The sequence below is a fragment of the Streptacidiphilus sp. EB103A genome (genome assembly GCF_041261405.1).
Lineage (GTDB): Bacteria > Actinomycetota > Actinomycetes > Streptomycetales > Streptomycetaceae > Streptacidiphilus.
On record NZ_JBGCAQ010000001.1, the window covers coordinates 219,912 to 244,118 of the forward strand.

Here is a 24,207-nt window from a genome sequence, read left to right on the forward strand (position 1 = left end):
GACTCAGCCGAGCAGCCGCAGCCGGGTCGCGGCGACGCCGACCTGGACGACCTGGCCCCAGGTCAGCTCCAGGGCGTCGGCCTCGATGCCGTCGCCGAAGGCGACCAGGCGGTCGGACTCGACGGTGAGGGAGAGCCGCTGGTCCGCGCCGAGCAGGCCCTGGACCCGGTCGGTGCCGGTGGTGGGCGAGGGCCAGGCCTCGCGGACGAACCAGGCCAGCTCCGGCCCGTCCGGCGCGGGCAGCCGGAGCGTGCTGTGCCGCTCCAGCCAGGCGGAGCGGCACCAGCCGGTGGCCCCGGTGCCGGTGCCGACCAGGACGCCGGAGCTGGCCTGCGACTCGGCTTGCGACTCGGCTTGCGACTCGGCTTGCGACACGGCTTGCGGCTCGGGCGCGTCGCCGGCCCCGGTCGGGAGCTGGAGGCGGTAGCGGGCGGTCTGGTGTCCGGGCTGGCCCAGGTAGATCTCGTTGAGGGCCAGCAGCCGCTGGGTGTCGTCGGCGACCGCCTCCACCATGGTGCGCTGGTCCAGCCGCGCCTCGACCCCTGGTTCGACGGCTGCCCGCAGCAGCTTGGCGGCGTCGGAGGCCCGGTGCCGGACCAGGACGCCGGGGTTGCGGCCGGGTTCGGCGTCGATGCCCAGCACCGGCTGTCCTTCGAGGTACTTGGCGGCGTTGGCGACCAGGCCGTCCTGGCCGACGACGACCACCACGTCGTCGGGCGCGAACAGGAAGCGGGACAGGTCCGTGCGCTCCACCCGGGCGTGCCGCCAGTCCGCCGGGACCGCCCCGGCGACCTGGGCCAGGGCGGCCTCGGCCAGGTGGTGCCGCCGCTCGACCTCGCCGATCTCCCGGCCCCGGGTGTGCAGGAAGAACTCGGCCTGGCCACGCGTGCTGTGACGGTCGATCAACTCCTGGTACTCGGTGCGACGGTGGACCAGGACGGCGCGCGGGGCCAGGCTCATCGCGCCAGCCTGCCCAGAAGATCGGTCAGCAGGTCCGGGGTGAGCGTCAGTTGGTTCACCTTGGGCAGGTTCCCGGCCAGCTCGATCAGCGCCAGCGCGTGCAGCACAGCCGGGTCGACCTGCTGGTGCGCGCCGAGCCGGTCCGCCTCGGCGGCGGCGGTGGCGGCGCCGATGGTCCGTACCGCCTCGGCCTCCGCGGTGGCCAGGGTGGTTCGCCGGGCTGCCTCGGACTCGGTGCGGACGGCCGCCGCGGCGGACTCCTCCTCGGCCAGGCGGCGGGCGTTGGCGCCCTGCTGGGCGACCAACTGCTCCTCGCGGCGGGCGAGTTCGATCCTGCTCTCCAGCTCGTTCTCGGAGATGGCGCGCTCGTTCTCGACGGCGACGGCGCGGCGCTCAAAGGTCGCCCGGTCCGCCTCCTGCTGGATCTGCTCGCGGGCGGGGGTGCGCAGGGCCCGCTCCACCTCGGGCTCGGGCCGCAGCGCGACCACCCGTACCGCGATGACCTCAAGACCGGTCTCGGCCAGCCGGGGCTCGGCGGCCAGGCCCTCGGCCATCCGGGCCCGTACCGAGGCGACGCCGTCGACCAGCGCCTCGGCCAGTGCGGTGCGGGCGAGCAGGTGCAGGGCGTGCTGCTGGGCGGTCTCGGTGAGCAGCGAGCCGATCTGCTCCAGCGGCGCGGCGCGCCACACCCCGGTGTCCGGGTCGATGCCGAAGTCGAGCCGGGTGGCGGCGGCTGCCGGGTCGGTGATCCGGAAGGTGACCGTGGCCTGCACGGTCACGTCCTGGAAGTCGGCGGTGCGGCCGTGGAACAGCATGGCCAACTCGCGGTCGTCGACCGGCACTTCGGAGAGCGCGGCGACCAGCGGCCGGAACCAGAAGGCGATCCCGGCACCCTCGTGGGCGATCTGGCCGCGGCGCAGGTGGCGGATGTGCGAGGTGGGTGCGGCGCGCAGGTGTCGCAGTCCGAAGCGCTTGTTGATGTCGGCCATGACAGGCCCCCCTTGTCGTCAGGTAGACGATATCGAGGAACCCAGTTATCGTCAAGGTGACTAAATGGGCTGGTGGGACAGAACGGGGAGACGGCTCAGCCCTTGCGCGCGGCGGCCACGGCCCGGCGCAGCGACAGTCCCAACAGGACCGCGACGGCGACCGGCAGCAGCCACCAGGCGTCCACCCCGGCCTGGACCAGGCCGGCGCAGGCGGCCAGCGAGACCACCACACCGAGGGCGACCCGCCAGTCGTCGCCGACCAGGAAGTCGTACCAGAACGCGCCGAACGCGCGGAGCCTGTTCATCGGACGATTCCTTCGGCCTGAGTTCGGGGGAGCGGCCGTTCGGGGGTCTCGGGGCGGCGCAGCAGGGCGGTGTAGCCGAGGGCCAGCAGGGCCACGGCCGGGACCAGGACCAGCAGCGCGGTGTCGGACCCGGGCCAGTGCGCGCCCGCCCCCTCGGTCGACCAGAACAGGCCGAAGGCGGTGAGCATGGTGCCGACCACGAACTTCATGGTGTTCTCCGGGACCCTGGCCAGCGGCGCCCGCACGGCGACGCCGACCGCGGCGACGGCCAGGGCGGCGGCCAGGGCGCCGAGGGCGGCCACCGGGACGTCGCGCTGGTTGTTGCCGAAGGTGACGACGATGAAGGCGACTTCGAGTCCTTCGAGCAGGACGCCCTTGAAGGACAGGGTGAAGGCGTACCAGTCCTGGACGATGCCGCGGCTGTCGGTGGCTGCGGCGGTTGCGGCGGCGACCTGCTTGGCGTAGGCGGCCTCCTCGTCGTGCAGGGCCTTGTGGCCGGAGGCGCGCAGGATCGCCTTGCGCAGCCACTGCAGGCCGAAGACCAGCAGGAACGCACCGACCACCAGGCGCAGCGGATCGAGCGGGATCAGCCCGATCGCCGGGCCCAGCGCGGCCACCGTGGCGGCGAGCACCAGCAGGGCGGCGCCGGTGCCCTGCAGCGCGGAGCCCCAGTGCCGGCTGGTGCCGGCCGCGAGGACGATGGTCAGCGCTTCCACGGCCTCGACCGCACAGGCGAGGAAGACCGTCAGGAAGAGGATCCAGGCGTTCACGCGGTGCTCCCAGGAGGAACGTCGGAGGGGTTGCCGGACGGTTCGCCGGCCAGTTCGCCGGCCAGCAGGCGGCGCAGCAGCGCCTCGTCGCCGGCCGACAGCGACTCGACGAAGCGGGACAGCACGGCCGCCCGGTCCGGATCGGACTCCAGCTCCCGGCGCATCCGACGGGCGGTCAGCCCGTGGCTGTCGGCGACCGGTGCGTAGGCGTAGGCCCGACCGCGCTTGCCGCGCGTCAGCAGCCCCTTGTCGTGCATCCGGGAGAGCACGGTCACCACCGTCGAGTACGCCAGGGTGTCGTCGAGCCGCCGCAGCACCTCGCCGGGGATGAGCGGCTCCCGGGACGCCAGCAGCAGGTCGAGGACCTCGGCCTCCAGCGCCCCCAGGCGTCTGCGCTCGCCTGCGGTCCCGGTATCGTCTCCGCTGTTCACCAGTTGGTTCCCTGCCGTTCATCGTCTACAGTCCACAAGAACTTCTACGAGTTCGTAGAAGCTGAGTGTGTCACGCTGCCCGCCGCCGCGCACCGCTCCGACCGACAGCGAGAGACCAGATTCCATGACCACTGCTTCCCCGGTGCTGCTGGCGTTCGACGGTTCGCACATCGACGGCTCGCTGTTCGGCTCGGTCACCGGTTTCGCCCGGGACACCAAGTGGCTCAACAGTCCGGTCGAGCTCTGGACCAACGCCGGCCTGGGCGTGTTCGCGGTGCTGATGGCCGTCGGCTGGTGGCAGGCCCGCCGACGGGACGCCCGGGCGATGACCCTCGCGTTGGCCGCGCCGGTGTGCGTGGTGGCGGCGTTCGCGGTGGCCGAGGTCGTCAAGAAGCTGGTCGCCGAGGTGCGGCCGTGCTACTCGCTGCCGCACGACTACTACGTGGCCGCCTGCCCGGTGCGCACCGACTACGCCTTCCCCAGCGGGCACGAGACCACGGCCGCCGCCACCGTGGCCGCGCTGTTCCTGCTCGACCGGCGGCTGAGCGCGATCGCCGCCGGTTTCGCCGTGCTGGAGGGGTTCACCCGGGTCTACGTCGGGGCCCACTACCCCCATGACGTGGTCGCCGCAGCCGTCCTGGCCCTGCCGGTGGCCTTCGTCGCGAGCCTGCTGCTGGGCCGGATCGGCCTGCCGGTGGTTGCGCGATTGCGTACCGGCGCGTTGGAATCGGTGCTCACCGCGTCACGGCGGGCCGCCCACGCGGCCCGCTGACCCACGACACGGGACCTCTCGTCACCCGACCGCTGACCCCGGAGCAAGGCCATGCCCGACATATCCAGCAACCGAAGCGGCTCCACAGGCACCCGCGCCACCGGCACCCGCGCCGCGGGCGGATCCCGCCGCGCCGCGGGACGCGACCGCGGACCCCGGCAGCCGGCCGCGCCCGCCTCCTCGGCCGCGCCCGCCCCGCGCGGCGCCCGGGCGTTCGCGGTCCGGGCCGCCCAGCTCTCGGTGCTGGCGCTGGTCGTGCTGCCGTTCGCGCTGATCGTCGGTGGTGGGCTGCTCGCCCTGGTGGTGGTCCTGCTGACCAGCTTCGGTTGACGAAGGCAGGGGAGCGAGTCGGACGGGGACGATAGGCTGGCAGCGGTGTGCCGGGAAGTCTGGTCGGCCCGGGGATGGACCGCGCGTTCCGCCGCGGTGGCCCCGGTGGTGAGCCGGAGTTCCCGAAATGCGCGCAGTGGGCACGATCCTCGTCCTGGTGGTCCTGGCGACCGTCGTGGCCACGGGTGCGCGCCGCCTGCGCATTCCCGCCCCCTCGCTGCTGGTCCTGGCCGGGCTGGGGGTGGCCCTGATCCCCGGCACCCCGCCGCTGCACATCGCTCCGCAGACCATCGCCCTGGTCGTGCTGCCGCCGCTGCTGTACGCCTCGGCCGAGGATCTGTCGATGCGCGACCTGCGGCTGGTCTGGCGGCCGGTGACGGTGCTGGCGCTGGGCCTGGTGCTGGCCTCCGCGGCGGCGGTCGGCGTGCTGGCGATCGCGGTGACCGGGCTGCCGGTGCCGATGGCGTTCGTGCTGGGGTCGGTGCTGGCCAGCACCGATCCGGTGGCGGTCACCGCGCTGGGGCGTCGGCTGGCGCTGCCGGGCCGGGTGCAGGTGCTGGTGCAGGCCGAGAGCCTGTTCAACGACGCGACCTCGCTGGTGCTGTTCAAGGTCGCCATCGGGGTGGCGGTCGCCGGCACAGCGGTGGACTGGCCGCACGCCGGGGGTGAGTTCCTGCTGCTGGCCGGTGGCGGGAGCGCGGTGGGCGCCGCCGTCGCGGCCGGGGTGGCGGTGGTCCGGCGCCGGACCGCGGACCCGGTGCTGGAGACGGTGATCGCCCTGGTCACCCCCTACACCGCCTATGTGCTGGCCGAGGGCGTGCACACCTCCGGAGTGACTGCCGTGGTCGTCGCCGGCGTCGTGTTGGGACGCTCGGGGTACAAGCTGAGCGACGCCAGGATCCGGCTCCAGCTGCAGGCCGTGTACGGGGTCGTGGTCTTCCTGCTGGAGAGCGTGGTCTTCGCGATCGTCGGTCTGGAACTGCCCACGCTGGTACGGGACCTGCCCGGCGGCACCAGCTGGTGGCCGCTGCAGGCGCTGGCCGTCGCCGCGCTGCTGATCGGCCTGCGGATCCTCTGGATGCTGCCGCTGACCTCAGTGGTCAAACCCGTCGGCGGCGCCGCGTCCTGGCGGGTGGCGGCCGTGGTCACCTGGGCCGGGACCCGGGGGGTGATGCCGCTGGCCGCCGCGCTGTCGATCCCGCTGGTCGCCGCCGACGGCACCGCACTGCCGGGACGCTCCCTGGTGCTGGTGCTGACCACCGCCGTGGTGGTGACCACCCTGGTGGCGCAGGGGCTGAGCCTGGCGCCGCTGGTCAACCGCTCCGGCATCGCCCTGGAGCCCGAGCACACGGCCCGCGAGGAGGCCCGCACCCGGCGCCGGCTGGCAGGCGTCGGCCTGGAGCACCTGGACCAGCTCGCCGACCTCGACGCCGCCCCCACCGCCGCCCTGGAACAGGCCCGCCGAGCGCTGGACGCCCGGCTCCAGCACGATCAGCAGGAGCCCGGCGAGCAGGGGCAGGGCCATGGCCAGGGCGGCGGTTCGGTGCTCGCGGCCTACCGGCAGATCCGCCGCGAGGTGATAGCCCTGCAGGGCGGCGAGCTCCGCCGGCTGTACGAGCAGCACGAGATCAGCGACACCACCCGGCGTCACCTCCAGTACGACCTGGACCGGGAGGAGTCGGCCCTCGCCGAGGGCCCATGAGCTTCGTACCGAGCGGCTGTCAGGAGTAGTGCGGCATCAGGAGTAGTGCAGCAGCCGCTTCCAGAGGACCCGCCAGGGCAGCAGCCGGTTCCGGCAGACCAGGACCTGCTTGTGCTGCTCCTGGTTGTCGAGCCCGCGGCCGTTGTCGATCCGGGCGGCCGGGGCGCAACTGCCCCAGTAGCCGGTCAGGTCGGCCGGATCGAAGCCGACCAGGATCGAGGGGCCGTCGCCCGAGGGGGTGCCGAAGTCGGCGTAGCCGTTGTGGTCGGCGTACGGGGCGGGCAGGCCGAGCGGGCGGCCGTAGTGGTCCAGGGCCCCGGCCTCGCCGTAGTTCTCGGCGATCAGGATGGCGCTGGAGCGGTCTGCGGCCGAGGGCAGCGCGCGGTACACCCCGGCGACGGTGGCGGTCAGTTCGGGCCAGCCGACCGTCTCGCCGTTCTCGCCGTTCAGGGGCTGGACGACGTGGTAGGCCGAGACCGGCAGCACCGGGAGTGCGGCGACCACCTCCACCAGCGAGAACACCACGCCCAGCACCGCCGCGAGCAGCACCGCGCCGGTGTGCCGCGCGGTGCGCGCCCGGTCCGCCCGCCACAGCCAGTCCACCGTGGCCACCGACCCCGCGCTCAGCAGCAGTGGGGCCCAGCCGGTCGCGTAGTAGGGCTTGCCGCCGGTGAGCAGCACCAGGACCAGCGTCACCGGATAGCCCACCGCCAGCATCCGGTACCCGGTGAACTCCTGACGGCGGCTCAGCGCCCACCAGCCGGCGATCCACAGCAGCGGGAAGGACGCCTCGAACTGAAAGGGAAGCAGTTGCACCCGCTGCGAGTTGGACGAGATCCGCCGGGCCATCGTCAGCTGCGGCCAGTGGTGCCGCCACTGCCAGATCAGGTCGGGCGCCCAGAGCAGCAGCGCGATCACGGCCCCCGCGTACAGCAGCGGACTGCGGAACACCGCCCTCGGCCCGACCGCAGCCGCGCTCAGCACCAGCGCGAAGGCCAGCAGCGCCACCAGGTTGTTGACGAGCAGTCCGGCCCCGGCGGCGAGTCCGGCGAGCAGCCAGAGCCGGTCGTCGCGGGTGCGCAGCCAGCGCAGCACCAGCCAGAGCAGCAGCGCCCAGACGCACAGGTCCACTCCGGAGGTGACGAAGAGATGGCCGCCCACCAGTGCCATCGCGGAGGCCGCGGTGGCCAGCGCGGCCAGCAGCTGGGCGCGGCGGCTGCGCGGTTCGTCCAGCCCGGCCAACTCCCTGGCGCAGAGCGCCGCGAGCAGCGCCGTGCACAGCGCCAGCAGCAGCGGCAGGGTGCGCAGGGCCCGGACCGAGTCGCCCAGGACGGCGGTCTCCAGCCGGATCAGCACCGGCACCAGCGGCGGCTGGTCGGCGTAGCCCCATGCCAGATGATGGCTCGCCACCAGGAAGTACAGCTCGTCGCGGTGGTATCCGTAGCGCCCGGCGGTGGCCTCCAGCAGTGCGGCCAGAACGGCCAGCACAGGCAGGACGCGGCGCCAGGCAACCCGTGGGAGTTGCACGGCCGCCATGGCGCGAGTGTGGCATGCGCGCCGTGGTCCGGACAGACCTTGAACGGCCCGGAACCGGGGCCGGTCAGGAGGATGGCATGCGGTCGACACGGGGACCGACATCGGGCCCGACACCGATTCTCCGCATTAATCACACACCAGTCACCTGTTCGATCATGTCCTCATCACTCTAGGCTGCGGGAATACCCTCTGGGCCGTGGGCCCAGCACCCTGCCCGGAAGACCCCATGAACTACTGCTCGACCTGTCGGCGCCGGCTCAACGGTGCGTTGAACTGTCCAGGATGCGGCCGCCCCGCGGAGGAGTTGGCCCCGGAGGCAGCCGCCACCGAGCAGGCCCCCAGCGAACAGGCCGCGGCGGACCCGTCCGCGGGCGTCCGGCCCGGGGGTGATCAGCCGACGGGCGACCGCCCCACGGCGGAGCTGGTGATCCGGGAGCCCACGGCGGTCGCTCTGTACGGCGAACCCTCAGCCGCCGACGGCCTCGCACCAGTGCCGCTGCGCGCCACAGCGCCCCGACGCGGGCGTCGGCGCAACCGCTCCCGCGGCACCAGGGTGATGGCGCTGAGCACCGCCGGCGTGCTGGCCGTCGCCGGTCTCGGGCTGCTCGCGCTCACCACCGACAACAGCACCGCCCCGGCCTCGGCGGGCTCCACGAGCGCGCCCGTCGCGGGCAGTTCCGACCCGCAGGCCTCGGCTTCGGGCAGCGGTGCGGACACCGGTGGCGCCGCAGCCGGCACCTCGTCCTCGCACAGCGCCTCGGCCGGCCACTCCGCCACGGCCTCGGCCTCGGCGAGCCCCAGCGCGACCACCTCGTCGAAGGCGTCGTCCTCGCACACGGCCGGATCGACCTCGACCCCGACCTCACGGACGGTGGACAGCTCGCCCACCACGCCCTCGCCGACCGCCCCGGCGTCCACGACCTCCGCGTCCGCTTCCACCTCGCCCTCGGCCAGTCCCAAGCCGTCGGCCTCGGCCAGTTGCAAGAGTCAGTTCCTCTGGTGGTGCACCAGCTGAGGCACGACGCCGGACGCTACTGGCGGCGCCGGTGCGGGTCGAAGTCGGGCAGCCAGGCCCCGGGTTCGTGCAGCCCGAGGTCGCCGACGCCGACTCCGGCGGTGAGGGCGTCGGCGGCGGCGAGCACGGCGGAACGGGACTCGTCGCCGCGCAGGACCAGGGACCAGGTCCAGTACGGCTGCGGGTCGGTCACCGGGCGCCGGACCAGGTCCGGCGGCAGCGGAGTGGTCTGCCCTTTGGGCGAGTTGATGACGGGCCGTCGGCAGCGGCGGACGTGGTCGAAGAAGGCGGAGCCGGTGATCCCGCCGTCGCCGATGCGCACCACCCGGGCCCCGGTGGCGTGGGCCAACTGCTCGGCGTAGGCGTTCCAGGACGACCAGGAGACGGTGTCGTCGTCGACGAGCACGGCCGTGTTCCGGGCCGGGACCGGGCCGGTGTCGTCGCCGTTGGCGACGCAGTGCAGCCGGTCCGCGCCGATCAGCCGGGCCCGCAGGCCGTGCCGCTCCAGGTCCTCCTCGCGCACCCAGCACACCGCCAGGTCCAGACTGCCGTCCGCGACCCGGGCCGCCTGCGCGTGCGAGGGCGCCACCCAGGGGTCGACATGCAGCTGGGCGACGCCGAGCAGGCGCGAGGACAGGTCGGGCGGGAGCCAGTTGACGAAGCCGAGCCGGACCGGCTCGGAACCCGACAGCTCGGCGGCCCGGCGCCGCAGGCCGTCGGCCCGCTCCAGCAGGTCCCGGGCCAGCGGCAGCAGGGCCGCGCCGTCCGACGTCAGCCGGACCGAACGGCGGTCGCGGTCGAACAGTCGCACTCCCAGGTCCTGCTCCAGCGACTTGATCTGCTGGGACAGTGACGGCCCGGCGATGAGCAGCTTCCCGGCGGCCCGCCCGAAGTTCAGCTCTTCGGCGACCGCCGCGAAGTAGCGCAGCTGACGGAGTTCCACATGGTGATGCTATGTCCGGTGGGTGACCGGTCAGGTCACCGGCACGCTGAAGGTCGCCGTTACTCGAACTGCGCGTTCGAAGGGGCGGTCATCCGGCCGAGCAGGGGCAGGGCGGTCAGGATCGCGGCCACCGAGGCGAGCAGCCCCGCGCCCATCAGGGCGAAGTAGGTGCCGTCCGGCGGGGCGAGGTGGGCGCGCTGCGGGACCACCGCCAGCACCAGCGGCAGCGAGGTGCCGAAGCCGATTACGGCGGCCACCACGGTCGCGGTGAGCAGCGGCAGCATCGACTCCAGGACCACCACCCGGTACAGCGTCGGTGTCGGTGTCCCGCTCAGCCGCAGCAGGGTGAACGGCCGTCTGCGCTCCACCAGGCTCCCGCCGACGGACACGGCCAGGCTGCAGCCGGCGACCAGCACGGTCAGGCCGACCAGGACCTCGATGACCCGTTCGGCCGCCTTGAGCAGGGACGCGCGGGCGTCGCCGACCTCGCCGAAGGTCTGCGGAGGCTGGGTCACGCCGTTGGCCGAGGAGTAGGTCGAGAGCAGGGTGCGGATCTGTTCGAGCGTGCCGGTGTTGTCCACCCTGACCAGGACGGTCTGCAGGTCCAGCGTCGAGAGGTCGATAGAGCCGGTGGTGCTCGCGGTGGTGACCAGCGGCAACTGCCGCTCCAGGGACAGCAGGTCGTCGATGTACAGCGCTCCGAAGTCCGCCTTGACGTCCTGCGCACCCGGCGCGCACTGCCCGATCGCGCTCAGCGCCGCCAGGTCGGCGCAGGCGGCGACCAGGCCGCCGGCAGCGCCACCGGTCGCGTACGAGTAGATGGGTACGACGGAGACTCCTGGGAAGGAGCGCAGCCGTCCGAGCAATGTCGGCGGTCTGCTGCCTTTGCAGTTCCCGGTGGCGAAGTCGGCGTGCAGTACCCGGGCCAGCGATCCGGCGGACCCGGAGTCGGACACACCCTTGAGCGAGCCGCCCAGCTGGGACAGGGCGACCTTGGGCGGATAGTGCACGAGCAGCTGCATATGGTCCTTCTCGCCGTTGAATTCGACCAGTTCGGTCTCGAATTCGGCGCACATGACCTCTTCGCAGCGTTGATGTATCTCGTCGGTGAACGGTCCGCCGGTACCTGGGGGTGAAGACCAAGTGGGCATGCAGGGTAGAGACAGTCGTTCGACCTCTACGGATACCCGGGTTTGACTCCCGATGTGGTGACATAGATCACTGCTACGGTGGCCGTGTGAAGCTCGTGGTGCGGGTGAAGCTGTTGCCGGATGCCGACCAGGCGGCCGCGCTGCACGCCACCCTGCGCACGGTCAACGAGGCAGCCTGCTGGGTCTCCGCCGTGGCGTTCGAGCACGGAGTCCCGCGCGAGTACGAGCTGCGTAAGCACACCTACACCGAGTTGAAGGTACGCGGGCTGGGAGCACAGGCCGCACAGCACACCATCAAGAAGGTCCGCGACGCCTACACCGCCCTGCGGGCGAACATCCGCGCGGGCAACCTCGGCAGGCCGGGGTCCAGACGCAGGGTCAGGGCGGAGTCGAAGCCGATCACGTTTCGTCCCCAGGCCGCGCAGCCGTATGACGAGCGGTGTCTGTCCTGGCAGTACGACGCGGGGACGGTGTCGATCTGGACCACCGCCGGACGACTCAAGAGCGTGCGCTTCACCGGCTCCCGGGGTGCGCTCAAGCGGCTGCGCGAGCATCGCAGGGGCGAGTCGGACCTGGTGGAGCGCGACGGCGCCTTCTACCTGATCGCCACCTGCGAGGTGCCCGAGAACCCCGTCAACGAGAACCCCGTCGGATTCGTCGGTGTGGACCTGGGCATCGTCAACATCGCCACCACCAGCACCGGCTACCGGGCTGGCGGACGGGGCCTGAACCGGCACCGCAAGCGGCAGGCCGACCTGCGCAGGAAGCTCCAGGCCAAGGGGACGAAGTCCGCCAAGCGCCTGTTGAAGAAGCGCTCGCGCACCGAGGCCCGCCACACCGCCGACGTCAACCACGTTATCGCCAAGACCATTGTCACCACCGCTGAACGCACCGGCCACGGTATCGCCCTGGAAGATCTGACGGGTATCCGCGACCGGGTACGGCTCCGAAAGGGACAGCGGACCCAACTCCACTCGTGGGGCTTCCACCAGCTCGGCCAGTACATCGCCTACAAGGCCAGGCGCGCCGGCGTCCCGCTTGTGTACGTCGATCCGGCGTACACCAGCCAGGAATGCTCCCAGTGCCACCACGTCGACCGGAAGAACCGCGTCGACCAGGCGAGGTTCGCATGCAGGTCCTGCGGGACCATGCTGCACGCGGACACCAACGCGTCCTACAACATCGCCCGCAAGGGCGAGGCCGTGTGGACAGCGGGGCGTGAGTCACGCGTCCCAGCACCGGCATAGGTGCTTAGACGGAGGAGGCCACGTGACAGCCAGCCGCGCCCTACCTCCAAGCCCGGTCCTGCAGGGCCGGGTCAAGTTGACGTCGTATCCATGGCTCGGCTCACCGTCGAGCAGACCCGGCAGGGTCAGCGGAACACTCATGCCGCCACCGTACGCAGGGTATAGATACCGCATGTATACACTCAGTATCTAGAGTTGCCGTCGACCTGTTCCAGGTTGTCCTGGACCAGGGCCAGGAAGCGGTAGACGCCATGGACGAAGGTGCTGTACGGGGCGACGCCGAAGCAGACCACGATCGTGGCCAGATGCACGACCAGGGCCGTGCCGTAGGCCGGAGTGCTGCGCAGCAGCAGGGTGAGCATGCCGGTGGCGGCGAGCAGTCCGAGCCCGATCAGCAGGCTGTAGTCGCCGACAGTCGCTGTAGTGTCGCCGCGTCGCTTCAGGACGGCGAGGCCGGAGCATCCGGCCATCATGCCTGCGCCGCCGACCGTGCCCAGCAGCACGGGAACGGACAGCAGCGGGTACGGCGGCGGGGATCCCAGCACGTCCTGCAGCACCGCTGCCGACACGGTGGAGGCGAAGCATGCCGCGAAGCCGTAGGACACGGCATGGTGCCATCGACGTCGGGCCGGTGACGGATCATCACCGGCCTGGTAGCAGTTCTCGCCGCCGCCGCGCAGATAACTGAGCCGAGCCGCCTGGCCGAGCGCTCGGCCGAGCGCGGCCGGTGCGGCGAGGTGCCGCAGCGGGCCGTGGATGTCGCGCCAGTAGCGCGCGGCGGCACGGAGAATGACGGTGACGCTCCAGGCGGCGGGCAGCAGTGCCGTCGTCAGCAGGGCCGGATAGGCGATGACCCGGTAGGGGCCGTCGTGGCGGCCCAGGGCGTTGACGGATCCGCCGACGGTGACAAGCAGCAGCAGCGCCGCGGTGACCAGCACGGCTGCGGTCACCAGCGGGTTCCGGCCGCGGAGTCGGGCCGGCAGGAGGCTGGCCGTGACGTAACTCTGGTAGCCGGCCCGCCGGACATGGGTGAGGATCTCCGGCGGGTTGACCGCGAACTCGTGCGGGGGCGCGTACATGCAGGCGTGGAAGCAGGCACGGCAGTCGTGGCAGAGGTTCGCCAACTGGGTGATGTCCCCGGTCCCGAGCACGGTACGGCGCTCCAGCGCGGGAAAGACGGCGCAGTAACCCTCGCAGTAGCGGCAGGAGTTGCAGATGTTCAGCTGACGTTCGGCCTCGGCGAAGAGGCCGAAGGGATCGGCGGGTGTCTCCTGAGCGTCCGTCATGGGTCTCCTTCACCAGGGGTCGTCGGATTCGAGGGCTTGCCGTGCGGCCTCCGTCCCGGCGATGCGTCCCCATACGCTGCCGATGGTGAGGCCGAATCCGGCGAGATAGCCGGTCGACAGGATGTTCCCGGACATGATCTCGCCGGCCGCGAGGACATTGGCGAAGACCGTGCCGTCCGTGCGCAGCACCCGGCCCCGGTCGGTGACTGCGACTCCCATGTAGGTGAAGGTGATGCCGGGGCGCATGGCGATCCCGAAGTAGGGCGGGGTGTCCAGTGGTTGGGCCCAGTTGCTCTTGGGCGGGCTGATGCCCCGGGTGGCGCAGCCGTCGAGCAGCGTGGGATCGAAGGTCCCGCCGGGCGTGACCGCCCGGTTGAATGCGCTGACCGACTCGGTGACGGACCGTTGGTCGAGCCCGAGGCGCCCGGCGAGTTCCGCGACGGTGTCGGCCCGGACCGGCCCGTACATGGGTGGCAGGAACAGCCGCCGGACCTTCGCGTCCCACAGTGAGTAGGCGATCTGGCCGGGCTGCCCGGCGATGTTGCGTCCCCAGATCGCGTAGCGCTTGGGCCAGATCTCCTCGCCCTCGTCGTAGAACCTGCGCCCGTCCCGGTTGAGGACGATGCCGAAGGGGATGGAGTCCAGGCGGGTGGCGATGCCGCCGTCGAAGCGCGGGGAGCGGGCGTCGACGGCGACCGCGTGGAAGCCCCGCTCCTCCCCGGCGCGGTCGGCCCCGTGCGCGTACAGCGCGGCGAGCACCCGGCCGTCGTTGTCGCGGGAGCCTCGGATGACGTAGTTGTCGGCCGCCGCGCCCCAGTACCGGCGCAGCCACGCGATGTTGGCCTCGAAGCCACCGCTGGCGCACACCACCGCCCGGGCGCGGATCTCGCCGCTCCCGGTGATCACTGCCGTGCAGCGGTCGTCCTCGATCCGCAGGTCCTCGACCGTGGTGTCGTAGGCGACGGTGATCCCCGTCCGGGCCGCGGTCCGGTGGTAGGAGTTGACCAGGGCCTTCCCGCCGCCGAGGAAGAAGCGGTTGGTGCGGCCCAGGTGCAGGGTCCCCGCCAGCGGCGGCTGCCAGCGGATGCCGTGGTCGCTCATCCACTGCGGGACGGTCTCGGACTCGCGCACCGTGAGTTCGGCGAGCTTCTCGTTGCTCGGTCCGGTGCCGACCCCGCACAGGTCCCGCCAGAGCTCGTCGAAGGGGTAGGCGCCGGAGTTGTAGGCGTCCGCGCTCTCGTGCACACAGCGGATGTTGCGGGTGTGGCGGGTGTTGCCGCCGCGCATCGCCGCCGGCGCGCGCTCCAGGACGAGTACCCGGGGCACGTGCCGGCGAGCGGAGAGCGCGGCGACCAGACCGGCGTTGCCGCCGCCGATGACCACCACGTCCCAGCGGGCGCCGCTGTCCGTGCTTGCGCTCACGCGACGAGGTCCGGGGAGACGACTGGTTGCCGCTGGTCCGGGACATCGGTGAAGTAGTCCGGTGGCGCGGTGCGGTCGATGCCGTCCCTGACCTTGAACGCCTTGAGCAGGGCCGTGCCGGCGAAGGCGACGACCAGGTTGACCACCACCCCGATGAACCCGATGTAGAGCAGGATCGGGGTGTGCAGGCCGAGGTGGCTGAGCGCGAACGCGGTGCCGCCCCAGTGCGGTTGCTTGAGAGCGACGTTGGGCGTCAGGTAGAAGGTCCAGACGCTGGTGGTGATGCCGGCCAGCCAGCCCGCGATCAGCGCCCCACGGTGCAGCCAGGAGGTGTAGAGGCCGACGAACACCGAGGGCAGCGTCTGCAGGATGATCGCCCCGCCGAGCAGTTGCAGGTCGATCGAGAACTGCGGGTCGATGAGCAGGATGAACAGCAGCGCACCGGCTTTGACGACCAGTGAGACGATCTTGCTGACCTCGGTCTCCTCCCGTTCCGAGGCGTTGCGCCGCAGGTACTCCTTGTAGATGTTGCGGGTGAAGAGGTTGGCCGCCGCGATCGACATGAAGGCGGCCGGGACGAGCGCGCCGATCACGATCATCGCGAACGCCAGTCCGGTGAACCAGTGCGGGAAGATGTGCTCGAACATGTTGGGCACCACGGTGTTGGTGTCCGCCTTCCCGTTGGCCCCCTTCAGCGGTTTGGTTCCGGCGGCGATCGCCATCACCCCGAACAGGGCGATCAGGCCGAGGACGAAGCTGTAGATCGGCAGCCCGGCCAGGGTCCGCTTGACCACCGAGCGGTTCTTGGTGGTGAGCACGCCGGTGACGGAGTGCGGGTAGAGGAAGATGGCGAAGGCCGAGCCGAGCGCCAGCGTCACGTACTGCAGTTGGTTGGCGTGGGTGAGCAGGGTCGCGGTGTGCGGCGGGGCGGCCTTGAAGTGGGCGTTGTAGGCGTCGAAGATATGCGTCCAACCGCCCAGTCTGATCGGGATGTAGAAGATCGCGACCCCGATCACCACATAGACGAGGATGTCCTTGACGAACGCGATCAGCGCGGGTGCGCGCACCCCGGACCGGTAGGTGAAGGCCGCGAGTACGGCGAAGGCGATGATCAGCGGCCAGTGCCCGGTGACGCCGATGGTGGTGAACACCGCCTGGATGCCCAGCAGGTTGAGGGCGATGTAGGGCATGGTGGCGACGATGCCGGTGACGGCGACCGCGAGCGCGAGCGTGGGTGAGCCGAAGCGGCCCCGGACGAAGTCCGCCGGCGTGACATAGCCGTGCGTCTTGCACACCGACCACAGCCGGATCATGAGCAGGAAGACCAGCGGGTACTCCATCGCGACGTACGGCAGGGCGTAGAAGCCGATGGCGCCGGAGCCGAACAGCAGGGCCGGTACCGCCACATAGGTGTACGCGGTGTAGAGGTCGCCGCCCATGACGAACCAGCTGATCCAGCTGCGGAACCCGCGGCCGGCCAGGGCCCACTCGTCGAGCGAGTTGAGGTGGGCCGCCCGGCGCCAGCGGGTGGCCACAAAGCCCATGGCGCTGACGAGTGCGAACAGGATGACCGTGATGGCGAGTTCGGTGCCGTGGACGTGCATGTCATCTCCTCGGTTTCGTCAGCAGGAAGACCAGGGCGGTCACCGCGGCCGCGAGCAGCGTGAAGAGCAGCTGGAACCAGAAGAAGAAGGGGAAGCCGAGGAGGCGGGGTGTCTCCCGGTTGTAGACGAACGTCAGCAGCGGCAGGACGACGGGGATCAGCAGCAGCCAGTTCCACGGGCTGCGGTCGCTGTGGCCCGTGGTGAGCGGGGCTTCCGGCGATGGCACATCGGGGTGGGACAGTTCGGTCATCGACATCTCCTGACTGTTCTGGTGGGCTGACTTCTCTGCGATGCGGCGCACGGGTGCTGTCGGTGGTTCAGATGTCCGGCCAGCCGAAGCTGGGTTCCGGATGCTGCAGTGGCGGCAACTGCCAGGTGGCGGACGACGGTTGTACGGCCTCCGGCTCGACCAGGACGTCGATCACGGTCGGCCGGCCCGAGTTCAGCGCCGTCTTCAGCGCCGGTGCGAGGTCGCTCGGGGTCTCCACCCGGAGTCCCTCGGCGCCCATGGACCGGGCCATCGCCGCGTGGTCCGCCGAGTAGGGCCCGCCGCCGGCGTCGTAGCGGAAGCTGGTGGCCAGCTCGCGTCCGGCGCCGAAGTATCCGCGCTGCTGGTCGCGGATCGAGACATAGCCGCCGTTGTTCCAGACCAGCCAGACCGCGGGCAGTCCGTACTCGACCGCGGTGGCGACGACGCTCGGCAGCATCAGGAAGCAGCCGTCGCCGACCACCGCCACGGCGGGGGTCTCCGGGGCGGCCAGCCTGGCGCCGAGCACTCCGGCCATGCCGAAGCACATGGAGGCGAAGCCCCAGCACTGGAGCAGGGTTCCGGGGCCTCCGGGCTGCCACTCCTGCACGATCCAGTTGTGGTGCGAGCCGACGTCGCTCAGCAGGATGCCGTCCTGGGGGAGCGCCCCGCGCAGCTCGGCGAGCACCCGTTCCGGGCGCAGCGGGGCGGCGTCCGAGGCCCGGTTCGGCGCGACGTGCTGCTCCCATTCCCGGGTCCAGGCTGCGATGGCGTCCAGCCAGCGGTGCGTGTCGGAGACGGTTCCCAGGCTGTCGCGCAGCTGGACCAGGACGTCCTTCGGGTTGGCCGCGATCCCCAGAGTGGCCGGGTAGTTGTGGCCGAGCTCGGCCGGGTCGGCGTCGATCTGGATCAGCCGGGTGGGTGGAATGCGGTAGGTGTAACCGGGTAGCCAGGAGCTGGTCGAGCGGTCGTCGAAGCGGGTGCCGAGGGCGAGGATCACATCGGCGTTGCGGGTCGCCCGGTTGGCCTGGTAGGTGCCGTTGCGCCCGGTCGCGCCCAGGTTCAGCGCTGCAGGGAGACGGCCGAGGATCTTGCCGAGCGGTGAGGTGGCCACCGGGATCCGGGCCGTCGCGGCGAACGCGGCGAGCTCCTCGGCGGCCTCGGCGTTCTGGACGCCGTTGCCGGCCACGATCACCGGTCGCTCGGCGCCGCGCAGCAGCTCCAGCACGCGCGCGATGTCTTCGGCGGCGGCGGCCGACCGGCGTGAGATGCCCTGCCGCCACAGCACCGGGTCGGGCACCGGCTCCTCGGAGGTCTCGACGAAGACGTCGAGCGGAACGTCCAGGTGCACCGGTCCTGGCCGGCCGCCGAGCATGGTGGCGAACGCCTGACGCAGCATCAGGGGAAGCTGGTCGGCGCGGGTCGCCTGGAAGCTGCGCTTGACGTACGGACGGAACACGCCGGGGGCGTCCGCTTGGAAGTGCCGCCCGGTCTCCTGGAAGGGGCTGCGGTTGAACTGCGTGGTGGGCACATTGCCGGTGATGGCGAGGAACGCCGACGAGTCCATGAACGCCGACCCGAGGGCGACCGGGAGGTTGGCCGAGCCGGGGCCGACGGAGGTGAACGTCGCCAGCGGCCGGTGTCTGATCCGGTAGTAGACGTCCGCGATGAAGCCTGCCGCCGACTCGTGGTGCACCGACAGCGTGCGGATCTCCCCCCGCCGGTCGTAGAGGGCGTCCAGCAGGCCCAGGTCTCCATGGCCGCAGGTGCCGACCAGATACGGGACGCCCTCGCGAACGAGGTACTCGGTGATGATCTCTGCGCCCTTCACGGCAACCCTCTTCGCCTAGGAGTCTTTGCGTATAAGGCAAGGCATTGCGTGATGCGCGACGCTATGGCAGCCTGTGGCACGCGTCAAGAGGGGTGAGGGTACATGCCTGGATTATCAGACGCTCCATCAGATGAGCTGCTCAGCAACGTATGTGACGGAATGACAGGTCTGTTGGTCGATGGCGTCTGGCGCTCCGGCGAGGCCGCGTTCGCGGTGGAGGACAAGTACACCCGGCGGTCGATCGCGACCGTCCAGTACGCCGAGCCGGCCGACGTCGACGAGGCGGTGGCCGGGGCCGTCGCCGCCGCCGAGCATCCGCTGCCGCCCGCCCGTCGCCACGAGATCCTGAGCGCGGCCGCGCAGTTGCTGCAGGAGCGCCGGGAGCAGGTCGCTGCCGTCTATGTCGCGGAGACCGGCTTCACTCCGGCCGACGCGGACACCGAACTGACCCGTGCCGTGGCAATCCTGCGCCTGTCGGCCGAGGAGTCCGTCCGGATCGCGGGGGAGGAGGTCCCGGTCGCGGCCACCCCCGGCAGCGAGAACCGGCTCGCCTTCACCATCCGGGTCCCGGTCGGCGTGGTCGGTGCGATCACGCCGTTCAACGCCCCGCTCAACACGGTCGTGCACAAGGTCGCGCCGGCACTCGCGGCGGGCAACGCGGTGGTGCTGAAGCCCGCCCTGCAGACCCCGCTCTGCTCGGTGCTGCTGGCCGGGCTGCTGCTGGAGGCGGGGTTGCCGCCGGGCTTACTGCAACTGGTCTGCGGGCCGGGCTCGACGGTCGGAGCCGCGCTGGTGGCGGACCGCAGAATCCGCTTCTTCACCTTCACCGGCTCGACGGCGGTGGGCCTCTCCATCAAGCAGAACTCCGGAATCGCCAAGACCCACCTCGAACTCGGCTCCAACAGCGCCTCGATCGTGGCCGCCGACGCGGACCTCGAACTCGTCGCCGACCAGGTCACCCGGGCCGGCTACCGCAAGGCCGGGCAGGTGTGCACCAGCGTGCAGCGGCTGATCGCGCACGCCTCGGTCGTGGACGAGCTCGCGGCCCTGCTCGCCGAGCGGGTCGGTGCGCTGAGGTCCGGCGATCCTCGCAGCCCTGACGTCCAGGTGGGCCCGCTGATCGCCGAGGCGGAGGCCGAGCGCGCGCACTCCTGGATCCGGCAGGCGGTGCACGGCGGGGCGGCGCTGCTGGCCGGGGGTGAGCGCGACGGGGCCGTGCTCACCCCCACCCTGCTGCTGGATCCGCCGGCCGACAGCCGGATCATGACCGAGGAGATCTTCGCGCCGGCCGTCGCCCTCGTCGGCGCCGCCGACCTGGACCAGGCCATCGACCTGGTCAACAGCGGCCCGTACGGGCTGCAGGCGGGGCTGTTCACCCGCGACCTGGACGCCGCATTCCATGCCCTGCGGCGGCTGCGGGTCGGCGGCGTCATGGTCAACGACACCTCCAGCTACCACGCCGACGCCATGCCCTACGGCGGGGTCAAGGGCAGCGGCTACGGGCTGGAGGGCCCCCGCTACGCGGTCCAGGAAATGACCGACCCGCGCATCGTCGTCTTCAACCTCCGGGAGGGAACGTGGCGTTGACACTGTCGGGGTGCACCTTCGGCTGGCTGCACCGCGCTCCGCTGCCGGACGCACTGCGGGCCCTCTCCCGCCAGGGCTTCCGCACGCTGGAGCTCACCACCGCGCCGCCGCACCTGTTCGCGCGAGGCTTCGGACCTTACGAGCGCCAGGAGTTGGCCAGGCTGTTGCAGAGGCTCGGCCTGGAGGTCGTCTCGGTCAACCCGAGCTTCGCCGACATCAACCTGGTCAGCACCAATCCGGAGATCCGGGAGCTGAGCGAGCGGCAGCTGCGGGCGGAGCTGGAACTCGCCGCCGACCTCGGCGCGTCCTACGCGGTGCTGATCCCGGGCCGCCGGCACGCCCTCGCGCCGGCGCCCGACGACTCCGCACGGGCCGTGCTCGACCAGGCACTCGGCCGGCTGCTGCCCCGGGCGGAGGAACTCGGCGTCACCATCACCCTGGAGAACAGCCCCTACGGCTACCTGGGGAGCGCGGCCGAACTGGTCGGGATCGTGGAGTACTGGAAGTCGCCGCAGTTGCGCATCACCTATGACGTGGCCAACGCGCTGGGTGTCGAGGACCCGGTCGAGGGACTGCGCACGATCGGCGGACACCTGGCCCTGGCGCACATCAGCGACTCCTGGCGGAACCGCTGGGCGCACACCTCGGTCGGGCGCGGCGAAGTGGACTTCGGCGGCTTCGCCCGGGCGCTGGAGTCCATCGGCTTTCGCGGTCCCACCGTCTACGAGCTGGTCGACGGCGAGGATCCGGAGCCCCGACTGGCTGCCGATCTCGCGACGCTCGCGACGGCGGGGTGGACGCTGTGACGGGGTCGGCTCCGCTCCCGGATTCGGTGGACGTCCTGGTCGCGGGCAGTGGAGCGGCCGGGCTCACCGCCGCACTGGCCGCCGCCGTCCAAGGGGCCGAGGTACTGCTGGTCGAGCGGGCCGATCGGCTGGGAGGGACCTCGGCGCTGTCCGGCGGTCGGGTCTGGGTGCCGGGCAACCACCTGCAGGCGGCAGCCAAGGACGGGGACGACGGACCGGAGGCCGCGGCCGCGTACCTCAAAGGCCTGTTCAGCGACGGCCATCCGGAGATGACCGAGGTCTTCCTCCGTACTGCGCCCACGATGGCACGCTTCGTCGAGGAGCACAGCCCGCACAGATTTGTGCGCTGCCCCACCTACCCCGACTACTTCCCCTCTCGGCCCGGGGCCACCCTCGGCGGCCGTGCCCTGGACTCCGAACCCCTCGACACCACCGGGCTCACCCCACTGGTGCGGGACATCCTCGTCCCACCGGGTTATCTGCCGATCACCTTCGCCGAGTGGGCGGACTGGCGTTACCCGGATCGCTACGACTGGGATCTGCTGGACAGCAGGGAGCGGGCCGGTGTCCGGACCGGCGGAGTGGCGCTGGTGGCCGCGCTGCTCGACGGCGCGGTGCGGGCCGGTGTCCGGATCGTCACCGGAGCCCGGTTGACGAGCACTCAGTTCACCGGCCCTGCCCTCGCGGTCGAGCTGGAACAGCACGGCGGGGCGCCCCGGATCGCGGCACGCTCGGTGGTCCTCGCCACCGGCGGCTTCGACTGGGACCGCGAACTGCGCACCCGGCTCCACCCTCGCGCGCAGCGGGCCAGCGGAGCGCCGCCCAGCAACACCGGCGACGGACTGCGCATCGCCGAGCGGGCCGGAGCGCGCCTCGACAACCTGTCCGAGGGCTGGTGGATGCCGATGACGGCGATCCCCGGCGAGACCCTCGGCGGTGAGCAGTTCTACCGCTCGCTCATCCGTGAACGCGGCCTGCCACGGCAGATCATGGTCAATGCCGCCGGTCGGCGCTTCGTCGACGAGGCGCTGCCGTACAACGAGATCGGCAAGGCACTGAACGCCCAGACCGGAGCGGTCCACCTGGTCTTCGACGCCGGGTACCGGGCCCGCTACCCGCTGCCCGGCCTGGGCCGGGAGGGGCCGGTGCCGGACTGGGTCGCCCAGGGTGCCTCCCTGGCCGAGCTGGCTGCCCGGATCGGCGTCGATCCGGCCGCGCTGGAGCACACCGTCCGTCAGTGGAACGAGGGCTGCGCGGCCGGGACCGATCCGGACTTCGGCCGTGGCGAGGACGCCTACGAGCGCTTCTGCGGCGACCCGGCGGTACGGCCGAACCGCTCGCTCGGGCCCATCGACGAAGCCCCCTACTTCGCCGTCGAGGTGCTGGCCGGGACCATCGGCACCAAGGGCGGACCGGTCACCGACACCGACGGAGTCGTCCTGGCCCGGGACGGCAACCCGATCCCCGGTCTCTACGCCGTGGGCAACACCGCGGCGTTCTGGACCGCCGACGGATATCCGGGCCCGGGTGCGACCCTCGCCGTCGCCATGACCATGGGCTACCGGGCCGGGCTGCACGCGGGGGCGGCCGCCCGATCCGTACGCTGAGCCCTATGACGACGGACGCGGTGAAAGGACTGGTCGGCTCGCTCCTCCACGGATTGGAGATCCTGGACATGTACGGGCGCGACCGGACCGAGATCGGCATCGGGGAGATGGCGCAGCAACTCGGGCTGCACCGCTCCACGACCTCCCGCCTCGCGGCCACGCTGGCCGCGGCCGGATACCTGGAGCCGGCCGGAGACCCGGGACGGTACCGGCTGTCCGGCAAGCTCGCCGCGCTGGGTGAACTCGTGGTCTCCGGTGGGGAGATACGCCGGGCCGCGCTGCCGTATCTGCAGGACCTGGTGGGACGCCTCGGCGAGACCGGACACCTGGCGGTACTGGAGGGCGACGAGGCGGTCACCGTGGAGGTCATCGACGGCTGGCAGACCGTCAGAATGCATTCCTGGGTGGGAAAACGCTCGCCTGCGCACTGCAGCTCCATGGGCAAGGCGCTGCTGGCGGGGCTGGACCAGGCCGCCTTCGACGCACGCTGCCCGGGACCGCGGCTCGAAGCCCGGACGGATCGCACGATCACCGACCCGGCCGCGCTGAAGCAGGAACTCGCCGGCGTCCGCGAACGCGGCTACGCAGTGGACCGGGGGGAGTTGGAGCGCCACCTGTGCTGCGTGGCCGCCCCGGTCTTCGACCGGACCGGTGCGGTCGTGGCCGGCATCAGCGTCTCGGGGCCCGACTCACGCATCGACGAACCGCACATTCCCTCGATCGCCGACGCGGTGCGACGTACCGCCTGGCAGATCAGCGCCCGGCTGGGCGCACCACGTGAAGTACCAGGATGGAGGACCCCGTGAGCACCATCGCCTTTCTCGGGCTCGGCCGGATGGGTGCGCCGATGGCCCGGCGTCTGCTCGGAACCGGGAACGACCTGATCGTGTGGAACCGGACGGTCGAGCGGACGCAGCCGCTGGTGGCCTCGGGCGCGCGCGCCGCGACCACCCCGGCCGAGGCCGCCGCCGAGGCCGACGTCGTGATCACCATGCTCGCCGACCCCGCCGGCCTGGAGACGGTCCTCTTCGGCGCGGACGGCGTGGCCGGGAGCATTCGCCCGACTGCGTGCCTGGTGGAGATGTCGACAGTCGGGCCCGCAGCTGTGGCAGCGCTGCGGGAGCGACTGCCTGCCGGGATCGGCTTCGTGGACGCGCCGGTGATGGGCAGCGTCGGCCCGGCCGCGAACGGGGAGCTGACCGTCCTCGCAGGCGGCGACGTCGACCGCGTGGAGAAACTGCTGGGCGCCTTCGGCCGGGTGGTGCACTGCGGTGGGGCAGGGTCCGGGGCGGCGCGGAAGCTGGTGCTCATCAGCGCGGCGCTGGCCGGGGTCACCCTGGTCGGTGAGGTGCTCGCGCTGGCGCAGGCGCTGGGCGTTCCGCGCGACACGGCCCTGGACGGCCTCGCCGCCGGTCCGCTCGCCGCCTCCGTGCAGCGCATCCGCAGCGCCGACAGCGACTTCGACGTCTCGCTCGCCGCGAAGGACCTGACCCTGGCCACCGACGCGGCCGCGCTGCCCCAACTCACCGCGGCCCGCGACTGGCTGCGCATCGCGGCTGCCGAGGGCGCCGCCGGGCAGGATCTCCGCAGCGTCGTGGAGCACATCCACCCGGCCTGAACGCCGCGACCGCATCGTGAAATCTCCCGGGACGAAAGGGCGAGTGTT

Annotated in this window: 23 protein-coding genes and 1 pseudogene; 9 read left to right on the top strand and 15 right to left on the bottom strand. The window is 71.7% G+C overall.

What is annotated here, in order from left to right:
• Positions 1-3 precede the first annotated feature (3 nt).
• The 5 genes from ABH941_RS00990 to ABH941_RS01010 all read right to left on the bottom strand — a co-directional run bounded on the left by ABH941_RS00990 (position 4) and on the right by ABH941_RS01010 (position 3,455).
• Complete coding sequence (locus ABH941_RS00990) at positions 4-960, bottom strand: hypothetical protein (RefSeq protein ID WP_370126574.1); 957 nt, start codon at positions 958-960, stop codon at positions 4-6.
• Positions 957-1,949, bottom strand: a complete 993-nt coding sequence (locus ABH941_RS00995) for an SPFH domain-containing protein (protein ID WP_133998663.1) — start codon at positions 1,947-1,949, stop codon at positions 957-959. The genes ABH941_RS00990 and ABH941_RS00995 overlap by 4 nt, the downstream gene beginning before the upstream one ends.
• 95 nt (positions 1,950-2,044) lie before the next feature.
• Entirely contained in the window at positions 2,045-2,254 is a 210-nt protein-coding gene (locus ABH941_RS01000) for a hypothetical protein (RefSeq protein ID WP_370126575.1), read from the bottom strand.
• Positions 2,251-3,024 (bottom strand): COG4280 domain-containing protein, encoded by a 774-nt coding sequence (locus ABH941_RS01005; RefSeq protein ID WP_370126576.1) that lies wholly within the window; start codon positions 3,022-3,024, stop codon positions 2,251-2,253. Before ABH941_RS01005 ends, ABH941_RS01000 begins: the two co-directional genes overlap by 4 nt.
• The gene (locus ABH941_RS01010) at positions 3,021-3,455 is read right to left on the bottom strand and encodes a BlaI/MecI/CopY family transcriptional regulator (protein ID WP_370126577.1); all 435 of its coding nucleotides are present in this window, start codon (positions 3,453-3,455) and stop codon (positions 3,021-3,023) included. Before ABH941_RS01010 ends, ABH941_RS01005 begins: the two co-directional genes overlap by 4 nt.
• A gap of 124 nt (positions 3,456-3,579) precedes the next feature.
• Between ABH941_RS01010 and ABH941_RS01015 the strand changes: the two genes are divergently transcribed.
• The 3 genes from ABH941_RS01015 to ABH941_RS01025 all read left to right on the top strand — a co-directional run bounded on the left by ABH941_RS01015 (position 3,580) and on the right by ABH941_RS01025 (position 6,259).
• Complete coding sequence (locus ABH941_RS01015) at positions 3,580-4,227, top strand: phosphatase PAP2 family protein (RefSeq protein WP_370126578.1); 648 nt, start codon at positions 3,580-3,582, stop codon at positions 4,225-4,227.
• Positions 4,228-4,278: 51 nt separating this feature from the next.
• Complete coding sequence (locus ABH941_RS01020; RefSeq protein WP_370126579.1) at positions 4,279-4,557, top strand: hypothetical protein; 279 nt, start codon at positions 4,279-4,281, stop codon at positions 4,555-4,557.
• 127 nt (positions 4,558-4,684) lie between these two features.
• Positions 4,685-6,259: a Na+/H+ antiporter gene (locus ABH941_RS01025; protein WP_370126580.1), complete on the top strand. Its 1,575-nt coding sequence runs from the start codon at positions 4,685-4,687 to the stop codon at positions 6,257-6,259.
• Between the two features lie 36 nt (positions 6,260-6,295).
• Here the strand turns inward: ABH941_RS01025 and ABH941_RS01030 are convergent, their stop codons facing one another.
• From ABH941_RS01030 to tnpA, 5 genes and pseudogenes are all read right to left on the bottom strand, one after another.
• Complete coding sequence (locus ABH941_RS01030) at positions 6,296-7,795, bottom strand: glycosyltransferase family 39 protein (RefSeq protein WP_370126581.1); 1,500 nt, start codon at positions 7,793-7,795, stop codon at positions 6,296-6,298.
• A gap of 390 nt (positions 7,796-8,185) precedes the next feature.
• Positions 8,186-8,779: a hypothetical protein gene (locus tag ABH941_RS01035; RefSeq protein WP_370126582.1), complete on the bottom strand. Its 594-nt coding sequence runs from the start codon at positions 8,777-8,779 to the stop codon at positions 8,186-8,188.
• A 47-nt stretch (positions 8,780-8,826) separates the two neighbouring features.
• Positions 8,827-9,753 carry a LysR family transcriptional regulator gene (locus ABH941_RS01040; protein ID WP_370126583.1) on the bottom strand — a complete coding sequence of 309 codons (927 nt, stop codon included), beginning with the start codon at positions 9,751-9,753 and terminating at the stop codon, positions 8,827-8,829.
• 59 nt (positions 9,754-9,812) lie between these two features.
• A complete protein-coding gene (locus ABH941_RS01045) occupies positions 9,813-10,709 on the bottom strand; it encodes an FtsX-like permease family protein (RefSeq protein ID WP_370127057.1) in 897 nt (298 codons plus the stop codon).
• Positions 10,704-10,968: pseudogene (tnpA, locus tag ABH941_RS01050) on the bottom strand (IS200/IS605 family transposase); the annotation flags it as partial. The gene ABH941_RS01045 and the pseudogene tnpA, both read right to left, overlap by 6 nt.
• Before the next feature lie 22 nt (positions 10,969-10,990).
• Here tnpA and ABH941_RS01055 point away from each other — a divergent pair.
• Positions 10,991-12,151 (top strand): RNA-guided endonuclease InsQ/TnpB family protein, encoded by a 1,161-nt coding sequence (locus tag ABH941_RS01055; protein WP_370126584.1) that lies wholly within the window; start codon positions 10,991-10,993, stop codon positions 12,149-12,151.
• A gap of 182 nt (positions 12,152-12,333) precedes the next feature.
• Here ABH941_RS01055 and tcuB read toward each other — a convergent pair whose 3' ends face one another.
• The 5 genes from tcuB to ABH941_RS01080 all read right to left on the bottom strand — a co-directional run bounded on the left by tcuB (position 12,334) and on the right by ABH941_RS01080 (position 18,541).
• On the bottom strand, positions 12,334-13,437 hold the full coding sequence (gene tcuB, locus ABH941_RS01060; protein WP_370126585.1) for a tricarballylate utilization 4Fe-4S protein TcuB: 1,104 nt from the start codon (positions 13,435-13,437) through the stop codon (positions 12,334-12,336).
• A 9-nt stretch (positions 13,438-13,446) separates the two neighbouring features.
• Entirely contained in the window at positions 13,447-14,859 is a 1,413-nt protein-coding gene (gene tcuA, locus ABH941_RS01065) for an FAD-dependent tricarballylate dehydrogenase TcuA (protein WP_370126586.1), read from the bottom strand.
• Positions 14,856-16,463 carry a monocarboxylate uptake permease MctP gene (mctP, locus tag ABH941_RS01070; protein ID WP_370126587.1) on the bottom strand — a complete coding sequence of 536 codons (1,608 nt, stop codon included), beginning with the start codon at positions 16,461-16,463 and terminating at the stop codon, positions 14,856-14,858. The genes tcuA and mctP overlap by 4 nt, the downstream gene beginning before the upstream one ends.
• A gap of 1 nt (position 16,464) precedes the next feature.
• Complete coding sequence (locus ABH941_RS01075) at positions 16,465-16,713, bottom strand: DUF3311 domain-containing protein (protein ID WP_370126588.1); 249 nt, start codon at positions 16,711-16,713, stop codon at positions 16,465-16,467.
• 67 nt (positions 16,714-16,780) lie between these two features.
• Complete coding sequence (locus ABH941_RS01080; protein ID WP_370126589.1) at positions 16,781-18,541, bottom strand: thiamine pyrophosphate-binding protein; 1,761 nt, start codon at positions 18,539-18,541, stop codon at positions 16,781-16,783.
• Positions 18,542-18,700: 159 nt separating this feature from the next.
• On the opposite strand from ABH941_RS01080, the gene ABH941_RS01085 reads away from it, so the two are divergent.
• The 5 genes from ABH941_RS01085 to ABH941_RS01105 are packed head-to-tail and all read left to right on the top strand — an operon-like array spanning position 18,701 to position 24,159.
• Positions 18,701-20,128 carry an aldehyde dehydrogenase family protein gene (locus ABH941_RS01085; RefSeq protein ID WP_370126590.1) on the top strand — a complete coding sequence of 476 codons (1,428 nt, stop codon included), beginning with the start codon at positions 18,701-18,703 and terminating at the stop codon, positions 20,126-20,128.
• A complete protein-coding gene (locus ABH941_RS01090) occupies positions 20,119-20,934 on the top strand; it encodes a sugar phosphate isomerase/epimerase family protein (protein WP_370126591.1) in 816 nt (271 codons plus the stop codon). Before ABH941_RS01085 ends, ABH941_RS01090 begins: the two co-directional genes overlap by 10 nt.
• A complete protein-coding gene (locus ABH941_RS01095; RefSeq protein ID WP_370126592.1) occupies positions 20,931-22,541 on the top strand; it encodes an FAD-dependent oxidoreductase in 1,611 nt (536 codons plus the stop codon). Before ABH941_RS01090 ends, ABH941_RS01095 begins: the two co-directional genes overlap by 4 nt.
• Positions 22,542-22,546: 5 nt before the next feature.
• The gene (locus tag ABH941_RS01100; RefSeq protein ID WP_370126593.1) at positions 22,547-23,347 is read left to right on the top strand and encodes an IclR family transcriptional regulator; all 801 of its coding nucleotides are present in this window, start codon (positions 22,547-22,549) and stop codon (positions 23,345-23,347) included.
• Entirely contained in the window at positions 23,344-24,159 is an 816-nt protein-coding gene (locus ABH941_RS01105) for an NAD(P)-dependent oxidoreductase (protein WP_370126594.1), read from the top strand. The genes ABH941_RS01100 and ABH941_RS01105 overlap by 4 nt, the downstream gene beginning before the upstream one ends.
• Positions 24,160-24,207: the final 48 nt, after the last annotated feature.